General features: G+C 72.2%; 22 protein-coding genes, 1 tRNA gene and 1 riboswitch. Of the genes, 10 read left to right on the forward strand and 13 right to left on the reverse strand.

The window, feature by feature from the left end:
* Positions 1-16: 16 nt before the first annotated feature.
* Positions 17-553 carry an alpha/beta hydrolase gene (locus tag EV374_RS13750; RefSeq protein ID WP_132235294.1) on the reverse strand — a complete coding sequence of 179 codons (537 nt, stop codon included), beginning with the start codon at positions 551-553 and terminating at the stop codon, positions 17-19.
* 104 nt (positions 554-657) lie between these two features.
* Here EV374_RS13750 and EV374_RS13755 point away from each other — a divergent pair, with 104 nt between their 5' ends.
* Entirely contained in the window at positions 658-1,089 is a 432-nt protein-coding gene (locus EV374_RS13755; protein WP_132235296.1) for an ASCH domain-containing protein, read from the forward strand.
* A gap of 61 nt (positions 1,090-1,150) precedes the next feature.
* On the opposite strand, the gene EV374_RS13760 is transcribed toward EV374_RS13755, so the two are convergent.
* Positions 1,151-2,032, reverse strand: coding sequence for an LLM class flavin-dependent oxidoreductase (locus EV374_RS13760; RefSeq protein ID WP_132235298.1), 882 nt, complete (start codon positions 2,030-2,032; stop codon positions 1,151-1,153).
* A 111-nt stretch (positions 2,033-2,143) separates the two neighbouring features.
* Here EV374_RS13760 and EV374_RS13765 point away from each other — a divergent pair, with 111 nt between their 5' ends.
* Both EV374_RS13765 and EV374_RS13770 read left to right on the forward strand, forming a co-directional pair.
* Entirely contained in the window at positions 2,144-2,464 is a 321-nt protein-coding gene (locus tag EV374_RS13765) for a PadR family transcriptional regulator (protein WP_132235558.1), read from the forward strand.
* Between the two features lie 66 nt (positions 2,465-2,530).
* Complete coding sequence (locus tag EV374_RS13770) at positions 2,531-3,628, forward strand: hypothetical protein (RefSeq protein ID WP_132235300.1); 1,098 nt, start codon at positions 2,531-2,533, stop codon at positions 3,626-3,628.
* Positions 3,629-3,635: 7 nt separating this feature from the next.
* Here the strand turns inward: EV374_RS13770 and EV374_RS13775 are convergent, their stop codons facing one another.
* Positions 3,636-4,415, reverse strand: coding sequence for a DUF4253 domain-containing protein (locus tag EV374_RS13775; RefSeq protein WP_132235302.1), 780 nt, complete (start codon positions 4,413-4,415; stop codon positions 3,636-3,638).
* Between the two features lie 253 nt (positions 4,416-4,668).
* On the opposite strand from EV374_RS13775, the gene EV374_RS13780 reads away from it, so the two are divergent.
* Positions 4,669-5,172 carry a nucleotidyltransferase domain-containing protein gene (locus EV374_RS13780; RefSeq protein ID WP_207914174.1) on the forward strand — a complete coding sequence of 168 codons (504 nt, stop codon included), beginning with the start codon at positions 4,669-4,671 and terminating at the stop codon, positions 5,170-5,172.
* Here the strand turns inward: EV374_RS13780 and EV374_RS13785 are convergent.
* Positions 5,159-5,869 (reverse strand): methyltransferase domain-containing protein, encoded by a 711-nt coding sequence (locus EV374_RS13785; protein ID WP_165947780.1) that lies wholly within the window; start codon positions 5,867-5,869, stop codon positions 5,159-5,161. The two genes, EV374_RS13780 and EV374_RS13785, sit on opposite strands and share 14 nt — an antisense overlap.
* 118 nt (positions 5,870-5,987) lie before the next feature.
* Entirely contained in the window at positions 5,988-6,284 is a 297-nt protein-coding gene (locus EV374_RS13790; protein ID WP_132235306.1) for a hypothetical protein, read from the reverse strand.
* Positions 6,285-6,567: 283 nt separating this feature from the next.
* Here EV374_RS13790 and EV374_RS13795 point away from each other — a divergent pair, with 283 nt between their 5' ends.
* The gene (locus EV374_RS13795) at positions 6,568-6,993 is read left to right on the forward strand and encodes an integrase (RefSeq protein WP_132235308.1); all 426 of its coding nucleotides are present in this window, start codon (positions 6,568-6,570) and stop codon (positions 6,991-6,993) included.
* Positions 6,994-7,425: 432 nt separating this feature from the next.
* Here EV374_RS13795 and EV374_RS13800 read toward each other — a convergent pair.
* Positions 7,426-7,499 (reverse strand) — tRNA-Gly (locus tag EV374_RS13800).
* A gap of 526 nt (positions 7,500-8,025) precedes the next feature.
* On the opposite strand from EV374_RS13800, the gene EV374_RS13805 reads away from it, so the two are divergent.
* Positions 8,026-9,012 carry a zinc metalloprotease gene (locus EV374_RS13805; RefSeq protein WP_132235311.1) on the forward strand — a complete coding sequence of 329 codons (987 nt, stop codon included), beginning with the start codon at positions 8,026-8,028 and terminating at the stop codon, positions 9,010-9,012.
* A gap of 139 nt (positions 9,013-9,151) precedes the next feature.
* Here EV374_RS13805 and EV374_RS13810 read toward each other — a convergent pair whose 3' ends face one another.
* On the reverse strand, positions 9,152-9,703 hold the full coding sequence (locus tag EV374_RS13810; protein WP_132235313.1) for a pyridoxamine 5'-phosphate oxidase family protein: 552 nt from the start codon (positions 9,701-9,703) through the stop codon (positions 9,152-9,154).
* Between the two features lie 78 nt (positions 9,704-9,781).
* Between EV374_RS13810 and dcd the strand changes: the two genes are divergently transcribed.
* Complete coding sequence (gene dcd / locus EV374_RS13815; RefSeq protein WP_132235315.1) at positions 9,782-10,360, forward strand: dCTP deaminase; 579 nt, start codon at positions 9,782-9,784, stop codon at positions 10,358-10,360.
* Between the two features lie 55 nt (positions 10,361-10,415).
* Here dcd and EV374_RS13820 read toward each other — a convergent pair whose 3' ends face one another.
* Entirely contained in the window at positions 10,416-11,456 is a 1,041-nt protein-coding gene (locus EV374_RS13820; RefSeq protein ID WP_132235317.1) for a C40 family peptidase, read from the reverse strand.
* A gap of 12 nt (positions 11,457-11,468) precedes the next feature.
* Positions 11,469-11,602, reverse strand: a riboswitch (cyclic di-AMP (ydaO/yuaA leader).
* 239 nt (positions 11,603-11,841) lie between these two features.
* Here EV374_RS13820 and EV374_RS13825 point away from each other — a divergent pair.
* Positions 11,842-13,866 (forward strand): peptidoglycan recognition protein family protein, encoded by a 2,025-nt coding sequence (locus tag EV374_RS13825; RefSeq protein WP_132235319.1) that lies wholly within the window; start codon positions 11,842-11,844, stop codon positions 13,864-13,866.
* A 69-nt stretch (positions 13,867-13,935) separates the two neighbouring features.
* Here EV374_RS13825 and EV374_RS13830 read toward each other — a convergent pair whose 3' ends face one another.
* The 3 genes from EV374_RS13830 to EV374_RS13840 form a co-directional block, all read right to left on the reverse strand.
* Positions 13,936-14,931 (reverse strand): C40 family peptidase, encoded by a 996-nt coding sequence (locus tag EV374_RS13830; protein ID WP_132235321.1) that lies wholly within the window; start codon positions 14,929-14,931, stop codon positions 13,936-13,938.
* Between the two features lie 144 nt (positions 14,932-15,075).
* Positions 15,076-16,119: a hemolysin family protein gene (locus EV374_RS13835; protein WP_132235323.1), complete on the reverse strand. Its 1,044-nt coding sequence runs from the start codon at positions 16,117-16,119 to the stop codon at positions 15,076-15,078.
* Positions 16,112-17,425 (reverse strand): hemolysin family protein, encoded by a 1,314-nt coding sequence (locus EV374_RS13840; RefSeq protein ID WP_132235562.1) that lies wholly within the window; start codon positions 17,423-17,425, stop codon positions 16,112-16,114. The genes EV374_RS13835 and EV374_RS13840 overlap by 8 nt, the downstream gene beginning before the upstream one ends.
* A 122-nt stretch (positions 17,426-17,547) precedes the next feature.
* Here EV374_RS13840 and EV374_RS13845 point away from each other — a divergent pair, with 122 nt between their 5' ends.
* Positions 17,548-18,225, forward strand: a complete 678-nt coding sequence (locus tag EV374_RS13845; protein WP_132235325.1) for a GOLPH3/VPS74 family protein — start codon at positions 17,548-17,550, stop codon at positions 18,223-18,225.
* A 58-nt stretch (positions 18,226-18,283) separates the two neighbouring features.
* Here EV374_RS13845 and EV374_RS13850 read toward each other — a convergent pair whose 3' ends face one another.
* Both EV374_RS13850 and EV374_RS13855 read right to left on the reverse strand, forming a co-directional pair.
* The gene (locus EV374_RS13850) at positions 18,284-20,503 is read right to left on the reverse strand and encodes a (Fe-S)-binding protein (RefSeq protein WP_132235564.1); all 2,220 of its coding nucleotides are present in this window, start codon (positions 20,501-20,503) and stop codon (positions 18,284-18,286) included.
* 355 nt (positions 20,504-20,858) lie between these two features.
* Positions 20,859-21,122 (reverse strand): cell division protein CrgA, encoded by a 264-nt coding sequence (locus tag EV374_RS13855; RefSeq protein WP_132235327.1) that lies wholly within the window; start codon positions 21,120-21,122, stop codon positions 20,859-20,861.
* Between the two features lie 227 nt (positions 21,123-21,349).
* On the opposite strand from EV374_RS13855, the gene EV374_RS13860 reads away from it, so the two are divergent.
* Positions 21,350-22,156, forward strand: coding sequence for a DUF881 domain-containing protein (locus EV374_RS13860; RefSeq protein ID WP_132235329.1), 807 nt, complete (start codon positions 21,350-21,352; stop codon positions 22,154-22,156).
* Positions 22,157-22,730 lie beyond the last annotated feature (574 nt).

The raw sequence follows: 22,730 nt of genomic DNA on the forward strand, positions 1-22,730 counted from the left end.
CCGCCGGCTATGCCGGTCACCTGATCTGAACGAAGTCCTCGACGGCCGTGCAGACCCGGCCGAGCGCCTCCGCCGAGCGGGCCAGCGGGCCCGGCACCATCAGCGCGTGGTCGGCCTGCTCGATCTCCACCACGTGCGGGGTGAGCCGGCGGGCGAGCGGGCCCTCCCAGGACGGGTCCGCCGTGCCGCCCACCAGCAGGAACGGCGCGGTGGCGCGGCGCAGGCCGTCGACCACGGCGGGCACGTGCAGCAGCGGGGTGAGCCAGACGGCCGGCAGCCCGCGGTCGGCCGCGAGCGGCGTGGCCATCGAGCCGAGCGACTTGCCGACCAGCAGGTGCGTCGGCTCGGCGAGGGTCGGGGCGACCTGCCCGACCACCCATTCGATGGCCGGCCCCGGCCCGTCGCGGTCGGGGGCGAACTGCTCCGGCACCTCCCACGAGAGGGCGTGCAGGGCGTAGCCGACGCGGCGCAGCGCCTCGCCGGCGTAGACGAAGAGCGGGAACCGGGTGTCGTAGCCCCGGCCGGGGATGAGCACCGCGCGCCTGTCCGCCATGCCGCCTCCCGATCGTCGCCCCACTTACCGTAGCGCCCGCCGCACCGACGGTGGGGGCGGAAATGCCACGACGGTTGATCGACGGTGCCGGTACGGTCGGCAGGATGTGGCCTCGGATCGGTGGACTGCGCACCCTCGCCCTCGGCACCCCCGGTGAGCTGCGTACGCGGCTCAACGCCCTGGTGCTCGCCGGGGTGAAGACGGCGACCGCCGGGCTGACCACCGAGTACGCCGAGGAGGGCGAGGAGCTGGAGCACGCCGGCGAGCGGCTGGCCCTCGTCGACGACGAGGACGCGCTGGTCGGCGTCGTGGAGGTCACCGGCGTCGAGGTGGTCCGCTTCGCGGACGTGCCGTGGGAATTCGCCCGCTCCGAAGGGGAGGGGGATCGTTCCATCGAGGAGTGGCGCGCCGGTCACGCCGCCTACTGGGCGCGCGTGGGTACCCCCGTCACCGACGACAGCGAGGTCGTCTGCATCCGGTTCCGGTTGGTCTCCGGCGGCGACGGCGGCATCACCACCGGAGACCTCGGCACCTGAGCGTGCCGGCTCGACGCGTCCACCGGGCGGCTGGGCTGACGCCTCCGGCGAGGGCGCCCGGTCAGGCGCGACGCAGCTCGGGCAGCAGGCGGGTGGCGACGTCCGCCAGGACGGCCTCGTCGCCGGCGTACCAGCTGCTGGCCCGGGGCCAGTGGGTGACCACGTCGGTGAAGCCGAGGGCGGCGGCCCGGCCGACCTGGTCGGCGAAGAACTCGGCACTGCGCAGCGAGAAGACCGGCGCCGAGTCGAGCGAGAGGTAGCGGTCCAGGGTGCCCGGGTCGCGGCCGGCGGCGGCGAGCGTCGCGTCCATCCGGACGGCGGCCTCGGCCACCCCGCCCCACCAGCTCTCCAGGTCGTCCTCGTCGGGCCCGGTGGTGACCCAGCCCTGGCCGAACCGCGCCACCAGCCGCATCGACCGGGGCCCGTTGGCGGCCATCACGAACGGCACCCGGGGCGTCTGTACGCAGCCCGGGTTGTTCCGCGCGTCCACGGCGGTGAACCACTCACCGCGCCAGGTCGTGCCGTCCTCGCGCAGGATGAGGTCGAGCAGCTCGGTGAACTCGGCGAGCCGGTCCACCCGCTGGCGCGGTGGCAGCGTCTCCCCGCCCAGGACGGCCGAGTCGAAGCCGATGCCGCCGGCGCCGAGGCCGAGCAGCAGCCGCCCGCCGGAGACGTCGTCGAGCGCGGTGACCTGCCGGGCGAACGCGGCCGGGTGGCGGAAGTTCGGCGAGGCGACCAGCGTGCCGAGCCGGATCCGGGAGGTCACCGTCGCGGCGGCGGTCAGCGTGGTCACGGAGTCGAACCACGGGCCGTCGACCAGGTCCCGCCAGCCCAGGTGGTCGTACGTCCAGGCGTGGTCGAAGCCCCACTCGTCCGCCTGCGACCAGCGGCGACGCGAGTCGGACCAACGCTGGTCGGGAAGGATCACGATGCCAATCCGCATGATCGCCAGCCTAGGCCTCGTGGCGGAGGACTGGGCGGGCCAGGCCGTCGCGGTCGGGGCGGGCGTTGACCATATATCGATGATCTGAATATGGTGTCGCCCGTGACCGCGATGCGAGAGCCGACCTTCCTGATCCTCACCGCGCTCGCCGGTGGCCCCCGGCACGGCTACGGCATCATCCGCGAGGTCACCGCCCTGTCCGCGCAGCGCGTCACCCTGCTGCCGGGCACCCTCTACGCCGCGCTCGACCGGCTGCACGCCCAGGGGCTCGTCGCGCCCGACCGCGAGGAGACCGTCGACGGCCGGCTCCGCCGCTACTACCGCCTCACCCCCGACGGGATCCGTGCCCTGGACGTCGAGACCGCCCGGCTGCGCCAGCTCGCCACCGCCGCCGAGAGCCGGCTGCGGGCGCTCCGCCCCGGCACCGCCTGACCGCCCCGCACCTCTTCTGCCGCACCCGCACCGGGCCGCCGGTGCGTACCGATCGGAAGGACAGTCATGCCGACGACCGGCGACCCGCTCGCCCGCCGCTACCGGCGGCTGCTGTTCTGCCACCCCCGCGCCTACCGGCAGGCCCGGGGCGACGAGATGGTCGGGGTACTGCTGGACGCGGCGCCGCCGGACCGCACCCGGCCGACGCCGCGCGAGGCCGCCAACCTGATCCGCCACGGCCTGCGCTGCCGGCTGGGACGACCGGCCAGCCGTACGGTCGGCGTCTGGGCCGCCCTCACCGCCGTCATCTGCGGCCTGTTCACCGCCGCCCTCGCCACCCGGGCCGCCTGGGAGACCTCTCCGCCGCAGCCCGACCGGGCCGAGACCGCCGCCGTCTTCGCCGCCGTTCTCCCCGGTCACGACCTCGGCGACGTCGACCTGGCGCCGGCCCTCTTCACCTTCTACAACCAGCCGCTCACCGTCCGCGCGCTGGACAACCTGCTGCTCGGGGACGGCGGCGAATACCAGCAGAGCGCCGTCGTGGTCGGCGCGGCCGGCACACCCCCGATGCCCGCCGACGAGACGCTCGCCCTGGCGCAGCAGCGCCTGCGCGAGACCGGCTGGCAGGTGTACGCGCCGGAGGTCCGCAGCAACCCGGGCTGTGTCGACAAGACATGCGTCCAGGCCGTCACGATCACCGACACCACCGTGCTCGCCCGGCGCGGCGACACCGTCCTCCAGCTCCAGGTGGCCGCCCCGCCCTCGCCCGACGGCAGCAACCTGTCGCTGGCGCTGAGCCGGACGGCCCCGCCGGCCGTGCTGCCGTCCGGCGTCGCCGGTGGCCTGCTGGGAGCGGCCCTCGGCTGGCTGGTCTTCGGCTGGGCCAGCCGGCGCACCGAGGCGGGGCATCCCGCCCGGGGAGCGGTCAGCGTCCTGCTCGCGATCACCCTGTTCCTCTGGTGGACGCCCGTACTGCTGACCGTTCCCAGCCTGCTGCGGCACCACCGCGCCGAGCCGCACCCGACGTGGCACCCGCTGTGGGAGTGGCTGGGTCAGCCGGCGGGCTCGCTGCTGTTCGTGGTGGGCGCGGCGAGTGCGCTGCTGGGGCTGGCGCTGGCCGCCGTACCCCGGCGCAGCCCGCAACCGACGGCCGCCGTCGGCTGAGCCGTCGTCAGTCCCACCAGAACGACCAGGAGTTCAGGCCGAGGAGCTGCTCGGCGTAGGCGGTCAGGGAGCCGACGCCCTGCCAGACGTTGTCCGGGCAGAAGGCGAAGTGCTCGGCCGCGACCGCCAGGGCGTGCCCGGTGGACATCGGTGGCGCGGCGACGCTGAGATCCAGGGTGGCGAACCCGACGCCGACCACCCGTACACCGAACCGGTCCTCCCAACTCCGTAGCACCGCCGAGATCTCCCCGGCGTCGCCCGTGTGGTTCGCCGGGCCGTACCAGCCCACCACGGCGAGCGTGTCCGCGCTGCGGGCGGCCGGCACGAGCCCGAGACGCGTCCGCCCGTCCGCGAGGAACTCCGCGCACTCGTCGGCGAGCTGGGCGGGCGCCTCCGCCTGGTCGCCGGGCGGGGCGAGACCGGGCCAGTCCTGGCCGAACGGGGCCGTGACGTCCGACGTGCCGTCCTCGTCGGTGGTCGCACAGTCGGCCCACCATCGGGCCAGCAGCTCCGCCACGTCGTGCTGCTCCGGCGACGACATGTCGGCCGGAGACACCTCGCCGTCGGCCCACGGGCGGTTCTCGTCGCTCGACAACCCGCTCAGCAGCAGCGGCCACAGCCCGGACTCCGGATGCAGGGCCCGCATCCGCGCCCACAGACCCGGATCGGCCGGGGCGTCACTCAGCCAGTACGGCGGCGGTCCGCCGTCCTCCGGCTCGACGGTGCGGCCGGGCGGCAGTGCCGCCGGCGGTAGCGAACTCAGCAACCGGGAGAGGTCTGCAATCACGGCGGGAGCGTAGGCGGCCCGTACGACCAATCCCGGCCTGCCCGCGACGCCCCGGGCCTACGCCGCTCGTCGTGCCGCGGCAACGCGCCTGGTCGTCGTCGATGCTCGGCGTGAACGCGGCGCGTGAACGCCTGGTAAGTCCATCGGGGTTTGCCGCCGCGCCGCTGGGCCCCCGGTAGCGATCACGCCGCCGTCCGGCCGGGCGGTGGATTTCGGTGGCCGGGCCCTGCCCGCAGAGGCTAGAACGGTGGTCGTGACCGCCGACATGGAAGCCGACGAGGTCCACGCCGTCCTGGCCGCGCTCACCGCCGCCGGGTGCCGGGCCTGGATCGGCGGCGGCTGGGGCGTCGACGCGCTCGTCGGACACCAGACCCGTACGCACCGCGACCTGGACCTGGCCGTCGCCGCGGAGCAGGAGGCCGCGGCGTTGGGGGCTCTCGGCCGGCTCGGCTACGTCGTCGAGACCGACTGGCGGCCGGTCCGCGTCGAGGTCGTCGCCGACGGACGGGGGCGGGTCGACCTGCACCCGCTGACGTTCGATGAGGCCGGCGACGGCCACCAGGCCGGCCTCGACGGCGGCACCTTCCGCTGGCCGAAGGGCTGCTTCACCACCGGCACCATCGCCGGTCGCCGGGTCGACTGCATCTCCGTCACCCAGCAACTGCTGTTCCACAGCGGCTACGAACCGCGCGACGTGGACCTCGCCGACCTTGCCTGGCTGCACCGCCTCGCCGGCGAAGCGGTCAGGCCGGTGTGAGGATCAGCCAGCCGAAGCCGACGACGTCGCGGTAGCCGGTGAGGTATTCGACGCGCCGCTCGTCGGCGAACGCGCGCCCCTCCGGCGTGCCGAGGCGCTCGATGCCCGCACGCCAGTCGGACTCGAAGTCGTCCCACTCGGCGAGGGTGGACACGGCGACGTGCAACGGTCGGAACCCGGCGTCCACGGCGAGCTGGGTCAGGCCAGCCAGGTCGGGCATGTCGCCGAAGATCTCGCGGACCTGCGCGCCGGGGCTGGCCTGGTAGAAGCCGTCAGCGAACAGCAGCCTGCCGCCGGGCAGGGTGAGCCGGCGCAGCGCGGCGAGGGCTCGCGCGGCGTCGCCCCAGATCTGGCCGGCCCCGACGTTGACGACGAGGTGGGCGGGCCGGTCCCAGGTGGCCGCATCCGCGCCGTGGAACGTGATCCGCTCGGCGGCTCCCCGTTCCGTCGCGCGCAGCCGGGCCCGTTGAGCCTCGCCGGCGCCGCGCTCCACCCCGTCGCCGGGGATGCCGTGGGCCTCGCACAGCCGCAGGAGCAGCTCACCGTTGCCGCAGCCCAGGTCCAGGGCCCGCCAGCCCGGCCCCGTGGGGGTCAGTCGCCGGACCAGGTTCGCCACCCGCTCCTCGCCGAGCGGCGAGTTGAAGGTCAGGTTGGCCGCGGCGGCGACCAGGTACGTACTGCGATCCTGGCTGTTCACCGGCACACGGTACGACAGTGGACCCGGTGAGCCCTGTAGCCGCTCCATCGGCCGTACAGCTCGGAACGCCTGTGGCCGTTGGTTGCGTTTCGTGCCCACGTACCGATCAACTCCCTGGCTACTGGCCCGTGGGTGGCCCGTCGGAATCAGCCTGGCGCTCGACCTGCCAGTTGGCGTGCCCCTTCAGCAGGTAACCGGTCCAGTAGATCGCGAACAGGATCAGGAAACACATGAAGAACACCCCCGAGACAATGCTCGCGATGACCAGTGCTTCCCTGCCGTCGGACAGTCCGTGTGCGGCAAATCCGGCGAGACCCAGGAAGAAGAAGATGACCATGTAGATCGGCAATGTCGGGCTGTCGGCCGGGTGAGGAACGCGAGGCAACCATGGGGCGTGAGGGTCCTTGTCGATCACGCTGCGAGTATCGAGGACCCTGGCGGTAGGAGCTAGCGGATCTCCTCGCCGGACAGTTGTGGACCGTCCGATGCCGCCCGGAGGCGGCCGGTCGGCCGGGAACGCCCAGGACTGTCGACACGCGGCGAAATCGCCATGACCGACCCGGTCTGCCGCTTGGCTGTACGGGTGGCTGTACAGCCAGCTCCATTGCGCGTCAGGCGACTCGACCGGCGCCAGGTGCCGCGGGAAATACCTTGGCGGGCAACGGTGGAGCGGGGAAGATCGACCGTGAGGTGACCACGTGCGTACGCGATTGCGGCAGATACGAATCGGTGCACGGATCTTCGTCTGGCGCGCGGAGATCCGGCACGTGCTGGGCAGCGGTGATTGCCACCGGTGCATCCGGCTGCGGGTGTGGGGCGACGGTAAGACGAGCCAGGCACTCCAGGCGGATCTGCTCTCGGTCGCCTGGCCCGCGCCGTGGGGGGCATGCGCCACCGACGGCACCTATCCGACGCCGGCCGACGTACGAGCCGTCATCGGATATGGCTTGGAGCACGGGTGGCAGCCCGAGAGGCGAGGCGGAACGTTCGTGCTGACCGAGCACGAGCACGGGTCCGGGTTCAGCTTGTCCGATTTCCTTCTGACCGACCGGCTACGGACGTCCGAGAGCGCCGATCCCACGGTCCGGGTAATCCGCGCCTACGAGCTCCGTCAGGAAGCATGACGGTCTCCGGCACATCAACATGCGAGTTCGCCCCACAGGCGCTCGGGCGCCACCGACCGTAACCAGAACGTCTGAGCGGCCAAGGCCGGCTGTTGTGCATGCGCTGGGACGAATTCGTCGAGTGGGTGGTAGGACTAGACAAAACCGCCCTCCGTCGACTGATGTGCAGCCGTCCGCCAACTGATCTGCGACGCCTCAGCGCGCTGGTCGCGGCTGCTTCGGGTAGCGCTGGGCTAGGGGCGCTGGCCATGGCCGTTACGTGCCCAATTCCGACTCTGCCTGATCTGCGAGCTGGGCGCGGGGGCGATGCGCTCGTCACGCTCGCGGGCGGTGTGCTGGTAGATCATCGCGGCTCAGGTCGAGGCGTGCGCAAGAAGCGATAGCAACCAATGGGCCCCAGCCAGGAAAACTTTCCTGGCTGGGGCCTCACGTTGGAGCGGGTGACGGGAATCGAACCCGCACTGTCAGCTTGGGAAGCTGATGTTCTGCCATTGAACTACACCCGCAGGCGGCACCACTGTACCTGAGTCGTCACGCCGGTGCACCCAGGTACCCCTCCAGCACCACCCGACGCCGCGATCTTGGCAGCTAACGACCCCCGGAGGGGCCTGAACTCACCAAGATCGCTCCGCGCCTCCGCCCGCCGCGCCAGTTACGCCGCCACCCCAGTCACGCCACCGTCCGCGCCCGCCACCGCCTGCCCCATCACTGCCCGCCCGCGCCCGCCACCGCCAGCCGCGCCACCCCAGTCACGCCACCCCAGTAACGCCACCGCCGCCGCGTCATCGCCAGCCAGGAGCCGCCCGGCCGCGTGGCACGACGTGCCCGCTCCGCGCGGCGTGGTCCGGATCCGGACCGCGAGTCGCGTCCCGCGTCAAGCAACATCGATACGCGCCCAGCCGCTGCCAGGAAAATTTCCACCGCGGCAACATATGGCCATTCTCAAATCAATCGATGGGTTGTAACGTCTGCCCAACGTTCCAGTCACGGCGTGACATACCCCCTGTCGCGTCGCCAGAAAGAGGTGGGCCCATGGGACTCCGTCCCAACCTGCTGACCCGGCGTACGGCCGGCGTCGCGTCGACGACCCTCGCGCTGCTGCTCAGCACCGCCGCCGTGGGTGTCGTACCGGCTGCTTCGGCCTTCTCCGCCGCCCCGACCGAGGTCTGCGTCGAGCCGGCCGACGTCCACTCGGACGCCCGCGTCAAGCCGGGCAGCGGCGCCAAGCACGAGCCGAACGAGCTGACCCTCGCGGAGACCCGCGAGCGCGAGGCCGACATGGCCGCCGCGCTGCGCGAGCGGGCCCGGTTCCGTACCGGCGCCGGCGCCTCCACGATGGCCGCCGCCGTCACCATCCCGGTGGTGGTGCACGTGATCCAGGAGAACAGCACCCGGGCCGGCGGCAACATCCCCGACTCGATGGTCAACTCGCAGATCAACGTGCTGAACCAGTCGTTCAGCGGGGCGACCGGCGGCGCGTCCACCGCCTTCAGCTTCCAACTCCAGAAGATCAACCGGGTGACGAACCCGTCCTGGTACCCGATCGTGCAGGGCTCCTCGGCGGAGCGGTCGATGAAGACCTCGCTGCGTACGGGTGGCAAGAACACCCTCAACATCTACCTGGGCGAGCTGAGCGACAGCCTGCTCGGCTGGGCGACCTTCCCGACCCGGAAGCTCAGCAGCATGGACGGCGTCGTCGTGCTGAGTGAGTCGCTGCCGGGCGGCACCGCCACCAACTACAACCAGGGCGACACGGGCACCCACGAGGTCGGCCACTGGCTGAACCTCTACCACACCTTCCAGGGCGGCTGCTCCGGCTCGGGCGACAGCGTCAGCGACACCGCGGCCGAGGCGTCGCCGGCCTCCGGCTGCCCGACCGGGCGGGACACCTGCACCGCCCCGGGCGTCGACCCGATCACCAACTTCATGGACTACAGCTACGACTCCTGCATGTACCAGTTCACCGCCGGGCAGGCCAGCCGCATGCTGACCGCCTGGAACGCGTACCGCGCGGCGTAGTTCCGCCGTACGACTGCACCGGTGCCGGCCTCGCTCGACGGGGCCGGCACCGGCGTCTGTGCGGCCGGGCACGCGGGGGTCGGGCGGTGGCACGGTGCGGCGCCCCGGAGGGGGACGGCCCGGGGCGCCGCACCGCGTCTCAGGCGGCGGGGCGGGCGGCGTGGTCGCCGACGCGCCCCGACCGGGTCTCGGGCACCAGCGCGGTGCCGGCGGCGGCCGCGCGGGGGTCGAGCCACACCTGGACGGCGGGCCGGCCGTGCCACTCGCTGGCGCCGCCCGCGACGCCGGACTCGCGGCGGGCCAGCATCGCCACGTCGACCGTGAACTCGAAGACCCGCCAGTCGACCTGCGGCGCGGCCCGGTGGCTGCGGGCCAGCCGGGCCACCCGGGCCGGGTCGGTCACCGGCCGGGCGTGGCCGGCGACGTAGGCTTCGTCGTCGCTCTCCTCCGGCGGGAACGAATGCAGCGCGTAGCGGCCGTCGCGCTCCAGGTCGCGCCGCTTGGGCGAGTCGACGACAAAGCAGAAGAGCCCCTCGTCGGTGATCACCGGGGAGACCGGGTGCACCCGGGGACCGCCGTCGGCGCGGACGGTGGCCAGGTAGCCGAAGCCCGGCCCGTACTGCTGCATGAGGAGGCGGATCCCGTCGGCGAGGCGGGGCTCGTCGGCGGCGAATTCGGACCAGGAAGCCATGCCGGCATTCTATCGAACAATTGTACGAAGATGCACTCCGACACGCAGGTCACGCGTGCCGGTCGCTAAGGTGTGCGGATGCTGCTCTCCGATCGCGACCTGGCCTCCGAGATCGAGGCGGGAACGCTCGCGCTGGAGCCGTTCGAGCCCGCGCTGGTGCAACCGTCCAGCATCGACGTACGCCTGGACAAGCTCTTCCGGGTCTTCAACAACCACCTCTACACCCACATCGACCCCGCGCAGCAGCAGGACGACCTCACGTCGATGGTCGAGGTGCCCGACGGCGAGCCGTACGTGCTGCATCCGGGCGAGTTCGTGCTCGCCTCGACGCTTGAGGTGATCACGCTCGGCGACCAGCTCGCCGGCCGCCTGGAGGGGAAGAGCTCACTGGGCCGACTGGGCCTGCTCACCCACTCCACGGCGGGCTTCATCGATCCGGGCTTCTCCGGTCACGTGACCCTCGAACTGTCCAACGTGGCCAACCTGCCGATCACCCTCTGGCCGGGCATGAAGATCGGCCAGCTCTGCATCTTCCGGCTCTCGTCGCCGGCGCAGCACCCGTACGGCTCGGCCGTCTACGGCTCGCGCTACCAGGGGCAGCGCGGCCCGACCCCGAGCCGCTCCTGGCAGCACTGGCGCACCTGGCCGACGCGCTGACCCGACCCCGTGGGCGCGCGGAGGGCCCCCGCCGGGCAGGGGCCCTCCGCGCGCCTCAGCCGGGGCGGCCGTAACTGTGGATCGGGCCGTCGTCGACCTTCTTCATCTTGATCGGCACCCCGGCGCGGGAGGCGTGCACCACCCAGCCCCCGCCGACGTACATGCCGACGTGGTGCAGGTCGCTGTAGTAGAAGACGAGGTCACCCGGGCGCAGCTCGCCCCGGCTGACGGACGCGGTGGCCCGGCGCTGCTGCGCGGCGTTGTGCGGCAGCGACACCCCCGCCTTCGCCCAGGCGGCGAGCATCAGGCCGGAGCAGTCGTACGAGTTCGGCCCCTCGGCGCCCCAGACGTAGGGCTTGCCAATCTGCGCGCAGGCGAACTTCACGGCGGTGCCGGCCGGGCCGCCGGGATAGCCGGCCGGACAGGGGGCGGGACGCAGCGGCCCGCCGCCGCCGTTGCCGTAGACCCGCAGCCGCAGCTTCTGCAACCGGTCGATCTCGGCGTTGATCTGCTTCTTCTTCGCCGCGAGCTGGGCCTCGGTGCGGCTGAGCTGGACGACCATCTCGTCCAGGGGCGCCTTTTTGGCGGCCAGCCGGTCGCGCAGCTCGGCGACCTGCCGCACGTCCTGCTGCTGGTGCTGGGCGAACTGGTCGAGCAGTTCGAGCTGCCCGATCATCTCGCTCGGTGAGCGGCTGCCCAGCAGGGCGTTGACGGCGGAGACGTTCTCGCCCTTGTAGGCGCGGGCCGCCAGCGCGCCCACCTTCTCCATCGCCTGGTCGACCTGCTTCTCCAGCGGCCCGATCTGCGCGGCGAGCGCGTCGGCCTGCTTCCGCCTGGCGGTCAGGTCCTGGCGGGTGGCGTTGTGCCGTTCGATGATCGGTTCGAGCTTGTTCCAGTCCTCGTCGATCTGCCGCTCGATCTCGGCGACCGTCGGTTCGGCGTGGGCCGCCGTGGCGCCGCCGGTCAGGACGACGGCGAACGCGGCGAGGGCGGCGAGGGCGGTGGTGCAGCGGTACCAGCGTGGGCGCGGCGCAGCCGTCATCGGGTCGGCGAGGGCCGACCGGGCCGACGGTGGCCGCGGGGCATGGTGTGCCACCGGGCTCAGTACTCCTTCTTCCGTACCGCCTACCGGGTTAGCTGACGGGTTCGGGCGGGAAGGGGCGCCCTACCGCAGGACTGCGGATTCACCCCGGGGAACCTGGGTCCCCGGCTCGCTCGGGAGCGACTCGGCGGTGTCGGACCGTCACCGCCCTGGTTGGACGGAGTGTCACCGGCCGACGAATGACCAGAGTAGAGACGACCGTTATCGATCCGCAACCCTACGGGCGGTGACACTCCGTACCCATCGGGAGCCGGGCGGATCCGCAACCCGGGCGACGAAGATTTTCTTCCTTTTGAAGTGTCTAACGGAAAGGTATTGACCAGAGGCGGCGGGCGGGGCGAAGGTGACCCCACCTTTGCCCGTCCGAACTGGGGGTCTGATGCACCTGTCAGCGACATCGAGGAGCAGACGCGTCCTGCTGGCCGCCGCCGTGGCCGCCGCCATGGCGACGACGCCGCTCACCGCCGCCGGGTCCGCCGCCGCGGCAGAGCCGGTGAACGACCGGCAGCAGCAGTACGCCGCCGCGGCCGCCGAGTACGGCGTACCGGAGAGCGTCCTGCTCGGGGTCTCCTACCTGCAGTCCCGCTGGGACACCAACGCCGGCACGCCGAGCACCAGCGGCGGCTACGGACCGATGCACCTCACCGACGCCGAGCACGTCACCGCCCTCGCCGGCGGCACGCACCACGACGAGGGCACCGAGGACCCGCGCGGCGACGAGTCCCGCCCGTCCCTGGCCGAGGCCCACGAGACGCCGGCCGCGTCGCCTCCCGCCGAGGCCGCGCTGCGGACCGTCGACGCCGCCGCCGAGCTGACCGGCGCCAGCGAGGAGTCGCTGCGGACGGACGTCACGGCGAACATCCGGGGTGGCGCGGCGCTGCTGGCCGCGTACCAGAAGGAGATCGGCGCCCCGGTCGGCGCCGACACCGACCCGGCGGCCTGGTACGGCGCGGTGGCCCGGTACTCCGGCGCGGACAGCGCCGACGCCGCGGCGGCCTTCGCCAACGAGGTGTACGCCACCATCGCCACGGGCGACAGCCGGGTGACCGACGACGGGCAGCGGGTCACGCTGGCCGGCCGGGCGGTGCAGCCGAACCGCTCCTGGCTGGACCGGCTGAACCTGCGCAAGCTCGCCCGGCCGGACGGGCTGGAGTGCCCGAGCGACATCTCCTGCGAGTGGATCCCGGCGCCGTACGAGAACTACGGCCCCACCCTGGGCGACTACGGCAACCACGACCTGGGCAACCGTCCCACCCAGCAGAAGATCGAGTACATCGTCATCCACGACACCGAGGGCTACTTCGGCCCCAGCGTCAACCTGGTCAAGGACCCGAAGCGGGTGGGTTGGCACTACACCCTGCGCTCGGTGGACGGGCACATCGCCCAGCACATCAAGACCAAGAACGTCGGCTGGCACGCCGGCAACTGGTACGTGAACGCCAAGTCCATCGGCCTCGAACACGAGGGCTTCGCCGGGCACGGCACCTGGTACACCGAGGCGATGTACCGCACCTCCGCCAAGCTGGTCCGCCACCTGGCGCGGGCGCACAACATCCCGCTGGACCGCAACCACATCATCGGGCACGACAACGTCCCCGGCACCGTCGCCGCGAACGTGCGCGGCATGCACTGGGACCCGGGACCGTACTGGAACTGGTCGCACTACTTCGACCTGCTCAAGGCGCCGTTCAAGTCGACCGGCACGCACCGCACGGGGCTGGTCACCATCGACCCGGACTTCGCCACCAACCAGCCGCCGTTCACCGGCTGCAACCGGCAGCCTCCGGGCGTGCCGAACCCGCCCCCGGCGACGGCCCCCTGTCCGCTGCGCGGCTCCTCCGCGCTGTTCCTGCACAACGCCCCGAGCCACGACGCGCCGCTGGTCAACGACATCGCGCTGCGGCCCGACGGCACGCCGAACACCACGTACGTCTCCGACCACGGCGCCCGCGTCTCGGCCGGCCAGACGTACGCGCTGGCCGAGGTGCAGGGCGACTGGACCGCGATCTGGTACCTCGGCCAGAAGGGGTGGTTCCACAACCCCGCCGCCAAGCCGACGGCGAAGTGGACCGTCGGGTTCGTGGTGACCCCGAAGGCCGGTAAGGCCACCATCCCGGTGTACGGCCGGGCCTACCCGGAGCAGGCCGCGTACCCGGAGGGCGTGCCGTACCAGGCGATCTCGCCGTTGCAGTACACGCTCTCGGCAGGCCAGCGGTACGCCGTCGGCAACCTGCTCCCCGGCGAGTACTACCGGGCCACCACGTTCGACGGCTCCGCTCCCCACGACCAGACGGTCGTCCGGGGCGACAACAGGTACGTGCAGGTCCAGTTCGGTCACCGGATCATGTACGTCAACCTGGACGACGTGAACCTGGTGCCGTCCCCGCTGGGCGCGCCCCGCTGATCCCACCGCACGACGAGGGCCCCCGGTCGATCCGACCGGGGGCCCTCGTGTCGTTGCGGGTGCGGGACGTCAGGGCCGGCGGAACCCGGCCACCGGCATCGTGTTGATGCTGGAGACGTTGACCGGTTTGCCGGCCCGCGGTGCGTGCACCATCTTGTCGTTGCCGAGGTAGAGGCCGACGTGACTCAGGTCGGCCTTGAAGAAGACCAGGTCACCCGGGCGTGCCTCGGAGCGCGGGATGGCCTTGCCCTCGTTCCACTGCGCACCCGTGAAGTGCGTCAGGTGGACCCCCGCCGCCTTGTAGGCGTACTGGGTGAGGCCGGAGCAGTCGAACGAGTTCGGGCCGGTGGCACCCCAGACGTACGGGTCGCCGACCTGCGCGCAGGCGGTCCGGATCGCGGTGCGGGCCTTCTCGCTGACCACGCCGTTGATGGTCGGGCACTTCTCCGTCTTGACCGTCGTCACCGGCATCGACGCCTCGAGCTTCTTGATGTCGGCGTCGATCTGCTTCTTCTTCGCAGCCAGGTCGTTCTGCTGCTTCGTCTGCGACACGATGAGCGTGTCGAGCTTCTGCTTCTCCGCGTCGTACTTCTGGCGGACCTTGGTCACGCCCTCGAGCTGCTTGCGCTCCTGGGCGGCCAGCCGGTCCAGCAGCGTCAGCTGCTCAGTCAGCGTGTCGGGCTTGGCGCTGACGAGCAGCGCGCCGATGTCGTGGGACGGGCCGGAGATGTAGTAACGGGAGGCGAGATCGCCGACCCGGTCCATCGCCAGCTCGCTCTCCAGCGCCAACGGCTGGATCTTCTTCTGGAGGTCCTCCGACTTCTTGCGGTTGACCTTCAGCTGCGCCCGCACCTTGTTGTACTGCTCGATGGTGGGCTCGAGCTGCTCCCACTTCTGGTCGATCGCGGCCTCGATCTCGTCGACCGAGGGCTCGGCGTGGGCGGGCGCAGCCAGCATGCCGGCGCCGACCGCTGCCGCGGCGACCAGGGTGAGCAGACGGTGGGCGACCCTGCGCAGGCCACCCGGACGAGCAGACCGTCGAGGTGCGTGACGATGAGGGGGCATGGTTGCCACCGGCACCGACTCCTTTTGCAACCCGGCCGCTTGGCGCCTCGCGCGAGGGAAGAGGGGCGAGACAGACGACCCACAGCGGCCGGTGCCCAACATTAGGGAAGGCCGGCAGCGGAATCAAGGCGACCGAGGCCCACTTCACGCCTGCGCAACCGCTTGCGCACCAAGGGTGTCGGCCCGCCTGCCAACGATCGCAGTCAATACGTCGTCGAGCGTGACCACCCCGAGGGGGCGGCGACCGTCGCTGACCAGCACCATGTGCCGCCGCTCCCGGCGCATCGACAGCAACAGGTCGGCGAGCGTACGGTCCGGCGGCACCACCGCCAACGGCCGGTAGACGTCCGCCGGTACGGGAGCCCGCCGGCTCGCGCCCGCGTACCCGAGGACGTCCTTGACGTGCACGAAGCCGAGCACCCGGCGGGTGTGCCGCTGCACCACCGGGAAGCGGGACCGCCCCGTCAGGGTGGCCAGCACCTCCAGCGAGGCGGGTGAGACGTCCTCGGCCACCGTGGTCACCGTGGACCACGGTTGCAGGGCGTCGGCGGCCGTCCGGCTGTGCAACGCGAGCGCACCCGTGATCCGGGCGTGCTCCTCCGCGTCGAGCAGCCCCTCCGTACGCGCCTGCGACACCAGCCCGGCCAGCTCCTCGGCGGTGAAGACCGTCTTCACGGCCTCGGCCGCCTCGACCCGCCACAGTCCCAGCACCCGGCGGGACGCCCACTTCATCGCCACCAGCAGCGGCTTGGTGGCCAGGCAGAACGCCAGCATCGCCGGCCCCAGCCAGAGCGCCGACGGCTCCGGTCCGGCCAGGGTGATGTTCTTCGGCACCATCTCGCCGACCACGGTGTGCAGGAAGACCACCACCCCGAGGGCGAGTACGAAGGCCACCGGGTGGACCACCCCCTCCGGCAGCCGCGCCGCGCGGAACGCCGGCTCCAGCAGGTGCGCGAGGGCGGGCTCGGCGATCGCGCCCAGCCCCAGCGAGCAGATGGTGATCCCGAGCTGCGCCCCGGCGATCATCAGCGGGATCTGGTTCATCGCCGACAACGCCCAGCGGGCCCGCTTCGAACCGCCCGCCAACGGCTCGACCACGGTGCGCCGGGACGCGATCAGCGCGAACTCGCTGCCCACGAAGAACGCGTTGCCGAGCAGCAGCGCGACGGTGACCAACAGCTCAGGCATCGCCGTCCGGCTCCTCGGGACGGAGCACCCGGACCTGCTCGATCCGGTGCCGCTCGACCTCCACGACGGTGAACCCGAAGCCCGACTCGTCGACCGTCTCGCCCGCGAGCGGGATATGCCCCAGCCGGGCCATCAGGAACCCGGCGAGCGTCTCGTACGGCCCCTCGGGCAGCCGGAAGCCGGTCTGCTCCGCCAGCTCGTCGGAGCGCAGCACCCCGTCGACGAGGACCGTCCGCTCCCCGCCCGGCACCCGCAGCCCGACCGCGCCGACGTCGTCCACCGCGGCCGGGTCGAACTCGTCGGCGATCTCCCCGACCAGCTCCTCCACGAGGTCCTCCGTGGTGACCACGCCGTCGGTGCCGCCGTACTCGTCGACGACGATGGCGAGGTCGGCACCCGCGCTGCCGAGCGCGGCCAGTACGCCGTCGAGGTCCAGGCTCTCCGGCACGTACACCGGCTCGCGGGCCACCGACCCGACCGTGGTCGAGCCGCGCAGGGCCAACGGCACGCCCAGCGCGTCCGGCACCCCGGCGACGCCGGTCACCAGGTCGAGGGTCTCCTCGTACACCGGGAACCGGGTCCGCCCGGTCCGGCGGGACAGCGCCAGCAGCTCCGCCACGGTGGCGGTGGCCCGCAGCGCGACGACGTCGACCCGCGGGGTCATCGCCTCGGCGGCCCGCTTGTCGCCGAACCGGATGGTCCGGCGCAGCAGCATGGCGGTGTCCGGCGGCAGCGCCCCCGCCCGCGCCGAGATGGCCGCCAGCAGCCCCAGCTCCTCCGGCGAGCGGGCGCTGGCCAGCTCCTCCTGCGGCTCCACGCCCAGCAGCCGGACCAGGCGGTTCGCCGAGTCGTTCAGCGCCCGGATCAGCCAGCCGAAGGCGCGGGAGAAGGCGCGCATCGGGCCGGCGGTCGCGAGGGCGGTGGGCATCGGCCGGGCCAGCGCGAGGTTCTTCGGCACCAGTTCGCCGAAGAGCATGGAGAGCAGGGTGGCCAGGGCCAGGGCGAGGAACGGGGTGAACCGGCCGGCGGCGTCCCCGGCGACCGGCCGCAGCAACGGGGTGAAGAGGCGGGCCAGGGCGGGCTCGGCCAGGTAGCCCGTGAGCAGCGCGGTGAGGGTGATGCCGAGCTGCGCCCCGGAGAGCTGGAAGGAGAGTTCCCGCAGCGCCCGGCGTACGGTCGCGGCCCGGCCGTCGCCCGCGGTCGCCCGCCGCTCGATCTCCGGGCGGTCCACCGTGACCAGGGCGAACTCGGCCGCGACGAAGAACGCGTTGCCGCCGGTCAGCAGCACGAAGCCGACCAGGGGCAGCAGCGTGGTCAGCAGCAGGCCATCGATGGTCGTCTCACCTCGGCGAAATTCTCGCACGGGCGGCGGCCCCGGTCACGGGCGGAAGATCTGCCGGGTTCGCCGGCCCCGGCTACCGTCGGGGCATGGCCCCGCTCACGCTCGCCCACGAACTCGCCCTGCTCGGCTACGACGACGCGGGCGTCAACCAGCTCGGCCGGCCCACGCTCGACTACGGCCTGGCCGGCGCCCTGCTGCTGGAGCTGACGCTCGCCGGCCGGGTCGAGGTCGCCGACGACCGGCTGGTGGTGACCGATCCGACCCCCGTCGGGCAGCGGCAGCTCGACGACGCGCTGACCCGGATCGCCACCGAGCCGAAGCGGCGCAAGCCGAAGGACTGGGTCACCCGGCTCGCCAAGGACCTGCCCGAGCAGGTGCTGGACGGGCTGGTCACCGCCGGCGTCCTGCGCCGCGACTCGGACAAGGTGCTGTGGGTCTTTCCGCGTACCCGCTATCCGTCCACCACCGGCGCGGAGCCGGCGGTGGAGACGCAGGCCCGGCAGCGGATGGTCGCCGCCGTGGCCGCGGACGGCCCGGTGGACGGGCGGACGGCCGCGCTCATCGGCCTCGCCCGGGCCGTCGGCCTGGACCGCAAGCTCTTCGCGGAGCTGCCGAAGGAGCACGTCAAGCGCCGGCTGACCGAGATCGCTGCCGGGGACTGGGCGTCCGCCGCCACGAAGAAGGCGATCGAGGAGATCCAGGCGGTCATCCTGATCACGACCACCACGGCCGTCACCACCACGATCATCACCACGACCTCCTGAACGACGACGGCGGCGGCACCGGGGGTGCCGCCGCCGTGAGACGTCGCAGGGGTACGCGTCAGCCGGCCGCCGGCGCCCGCTCGGTGTCGCCCGGCGCCTGCTCGGGCTTGACGGAGCGGAGCAGCACGCTGGCCACGTCGACGACCTCGACCTGCTCGCCGGCGCCCTTGCCGTTCACCCCGTCGTTGAGCATCGTCGAGCAGAACGGGCAGCCGACGGCGACCGTCTTCGCCCCGGTGGACATGGCCTCCTCGACCCGGTCCACGTTGATCCGCTTGCCGATCTTCTCCTCCATCCACATCCGGGCGCCGCCGGCGCCGCAGCAGAAGGAGCGCTCGCTGTTGCGCGGCATCTCGATGAGTCCGCCGTCGCCGCTCGCGCCGTCCCCACCGGCGATGGCGCTGCCGAGCACCTCACGCGGCGGGGCGAAGACCCGGTTGTGCCGGCCCAGGTAGCAGGGGTCGTGGTAGGTCACGCCACCGTCGACCGGCTGCACCGGGGTGAGCTTGCCGGTGGCGACCAGGTGCGCCAGGAGCTGGGTGTGGTGGACCACCTCGAACTCGCCGCCGAGCTGGCCGTACTCGTTGCCGAGGGTGTTGAAGCAGTGCGGGCAGGTCGCGACGATCTTCCGCTTGCTCTTCTCCCGGCCCTCGAACGCCTCGTTGAGGGTCTCGACGTTCTGCTGGGCGAGCATCTGGAAGACGAACTCGTTGCCGATGCGGCGGGCCGGGTCACCGGAGCAGGTCTCGCCCTCGCCGAGGATCGCGAACTTCACGCCCGCCTCGTTGAGCAGCGTGGCGACCGCCCGGGTGGTCTTCTTGGCCCGGTCCTCGAACGCGCCGGCGCAGCCGACCCAGAAGAGGTACTCGAAGTCGTCGACCTCGCCGACCCGCGGCACCTCGAAGTCCAGGCCCTTGGTCCAGTCCTCGCGGGTGTTCTGCGGGGCACCCCACGGGTTGCCCTTGTTCTCCAGGTTGCGCAGCATCACGCCGGCCTCCGACGGGAAGCTCGACTCGATGAGCACCTGGTAGCGGCGCATGTCGACGATGTGGTCGACGTGCTCGATGTCCACCGGGCACTGCTCGACGCAGGCGCCGCAGGTGGTGCAGGACCAGAGCACGTCCGGGTCGATGATGCCGCCTTCCTCGGCGGTGCCGATCAGCGGCTTCTCGGCCTCGGCCAGGGCCAGCACGTCCATGTGGGCGAGCTGGGCGGCGGTGGCCTTCTCCTCGCCGGTCAGGTCCTTGCCGCCGCCGGCCAGCAGGTACGGCGCCTTCGCGTACGCGTGGTCGCGCAGGCTGAGCACCAGCAGCTTCGGCGACAGCGGCTTGCCGGTGTTCCAGGCCGGGCACTGCGACTGGCAGCGGCCGCACTCGGTGCAGGTGCTGAAGTCCAGCAGGCCCTTCCAGGTGAACTGCTCGACCTGGGCCACGCCGAACTGGTCCTTCTCCGGGTCGGCCTCCTCGAAGTCCAGCGGCTTGCCCTGGCTGGTCATGGGGCGCAGCGCGCCGAGGCCGGAGACGTTGGCGCCCGGGTCGCGCTTGAAGAAGATGTTGAAGAAGGCCAGGAAGCGGTGCCAGGCGACGCCCATGGTGACGTTCAGCGAGATCACGATGAGCCAGGTCATCGAGATGACGATCTTGATCAGCGCGGCGACGCTGACGCCGGCCGCCCAGTTCGGCAGCAACCCGCCGACGGCGTGGCTGAGCGGGGCGGCCCAGACCGGGTACTCGAAGTGGTCGGTGGCGACCTTGAAGCCCCGGATGACGAAGCCCATGATCAGTACGGCGAGGATGATGCCCTCGACGAAGTAGCCCTGCCACATGGTCGAGCCGGTGAACCGGGACTTGCCGCCCGGCCGGGTGGGCCGGTTGCGGAGCCGGATCGCGATCAGCACCAGGATGCTGACGATGCCCAGGATCGCGAGCCACTCGGTGACCAGCCCGTAGATCGCCCAGTTGCCCACCAGCGGCAGCCCGCCGGTCGGGGAGACGACCTCGAAGTACGCCTCCAACACCAGCAGCGACAGCACGATGAAGCCGACCATCACGAACCAGTGCGCCGCACCCACCACGCTCCAGCGGAGCATGCGGGTATGGCCGGCGGTCTCGGCCAGCATCGTCTTCGCGCGGGTGCCCGTGTCACCGAAGCGGGTCGGGTCCGGCTGACCCAGCCGGATGACGGCCACCATCTTCATGACCGCGCGTACCGCAAGCCACACCGCCACGGCGGTGATGGCGAACGCGAGGATCGTGGTGACGATCTGGACGCTGCCCATCGAGTTGGCCTCCCCGGTCTGCTGCCTGTCGAGCGGCTCGGCGACCGGGGCCCGGGTCAGGGCACGACCGGCGAGCCACAGCTGCCGCACCCTCGACCGGACCGGTCGATGACCTCGCTCCGCTCGGTCATGCAGTGCAGCCTACGCGCAAGGTTACCCAGGAGTAACGTGAGTCATCTCGCACCGGGCCGCGCCGCCCTGCGCACACCTTAGGGCGAAGACACCCCCACCGCCGGGTAGGGGCTCCACCGAGTGACATGGATTGCCACCCGTCGGCCCCGAACCGGACGGCTTCGACGCAGGGCTGGCCGCGCCCGGACGACCCCGCCGCCGGTCCGGCGGCGGGGTGCGGCGCTCAGCGCCAGCGGGAGAGCAGGATCAGGGAGGCGACCATCGCGCCGAAGCCCACCGCGAGGTTCCAGTAACCCCACGACATGACCGGGTACTCCTGCTCGGAGAGGTAGTAGACCACCAGCCAGCCGATGCCGAGAACGATGAGGGCGACCGCCGAGACCGGGAGCCACACCGGGCTAGGCTTGCGCGTCGCCGCCGTCGCCGTCGGACGGACGTCCGTCGGCGGGGTGTACACCTTCTTCTTGCGAACCTGAGACTTGGGCACGACGCTCTCCAGAGGGGTTACGACCTCGTCCGGCCTGACAACCGGGCGCGGGGGCGACGGTCCATGGCCAATAATGTTCGACAGCTAGCGTAGTCCCGAAGGCCCGTCCAATCCACGAATGGGGCGAGGCCAGTGCACGGAGTGACCGAAAAAGGCGGGACTGTTCGGGTCGCCGCGGCGGCTCGCGCCTCCGCGGGCTGAACCAGACGACGGGGAAGGAACGCTCGGTGGAGTACACATCCGGCGCGGCCTCCTGGCAGAAGGTGCTCCGGCGGGCGGTCGCCGGGCTGCTGCCTCGACGCCCACGGCAGCGACGACCGGGCTGGTCGATCGGGGTGCCGCTGATCGCCGCCGCGGCCGGGCTGCTCTTCACCACCACGGCGACCACCGCGGGCGGCACCGCCCTGCGCGAGGACCGCCGACCCCAGCTCAACCAGCTGATCGAGGACCGGCGCGCGGAGGTGGCGGCCAGCGAGCGGCGGGCGTCCGACCTGCGCGCCGAGGTCGAGGGCCGCACCAGCGCCCTGGCCCGCTCCGACGGCCCGATCAAGGAACAGCAGGACCGGGCCGCCGCCAGCCGGGCCGACGCCGGCTTCACCGCGCTCGCCGGCTCCGGGGTGACGGTGGAACTCGACGACGCGCCCCGGCGCAACGACGGCACGCTGCCCGCCGGGGCCACCAACGACGACCTGGTCGTCCACCAGGGGGACGTGCAGGCGGTGGTGAACGCACTCTGGGCGGGTGGCGCCGAGGCCATGTCCATCATGAACGTCCGCGTGCTGTCGACCAGCGCGGTACGCTGCGTGGGTAACACCCTGCTGCTGCACGGCCGGGTGTACTCCCCACCATTCAAGATCGTAGCAATCGGCGATCCCGCTGCCCTGCAGCAGGCCCTCGCCGACTCACAGGGAGTCCGGTTGTTCAGGGACCTGGTCGACGACTACAAGCTCGGTTACAAGGAGACCGTCTCCTCGGTGACCGTGCCGGCGTTCGAGGACTCGACCACGCTGCGCTCGGCGACGGTGCCCAGGTGAACCGCGTACCGGACGACCGGCCCGAGGACCGCGACGCCCGTCACCGCGACCAGGACGACGGGCCGACCGCCTTTTTGCCCAAGGTCGACCGGCCCGCCCCGACCCGCCCCGCCCCGGCCGGCGCCTGGCCGGAGCCCACGCTCCCGTCCCGGTCCCCGGCTCCCCGTCCGCCCCACGGGCCCGCCCCGGCCGCCGGCGACGCTCACGCGCCTGCCGGGCCCTCCGTCGGATGGTCGCGCGCCACGCCCGACCCGACCCGCCCGGCACCGGAGCCCGGCCGTCCCGCGAACCTCGGCCATTTCCCGCCGAACGCCGACCAGAGCCGCTCCGCCGGCAGCCCCGCCCGGCCCACCGAGCCCGGCCGTCCCGGTCCGGCGGACCACGGCCACCCCTGGCCCGCCAACTTCGGGCGGCCCGGCTCCGCCGACTCCGACCGACGCGCCCCTGCCGACCCCGGCCGCCTCGGCCCTGTCGAGCCTGGTCACGTCGGCCCTGCCGAGCCCGGTCGCCCCGGCCCTCCCGACCCTGGCCGCCCCGGTCCTGCCGACTTCGGCCGCGGGGAGACCACGGACTT

Source organism: Micromonospora sp. CNZ303, assembly GCF_004345505.1.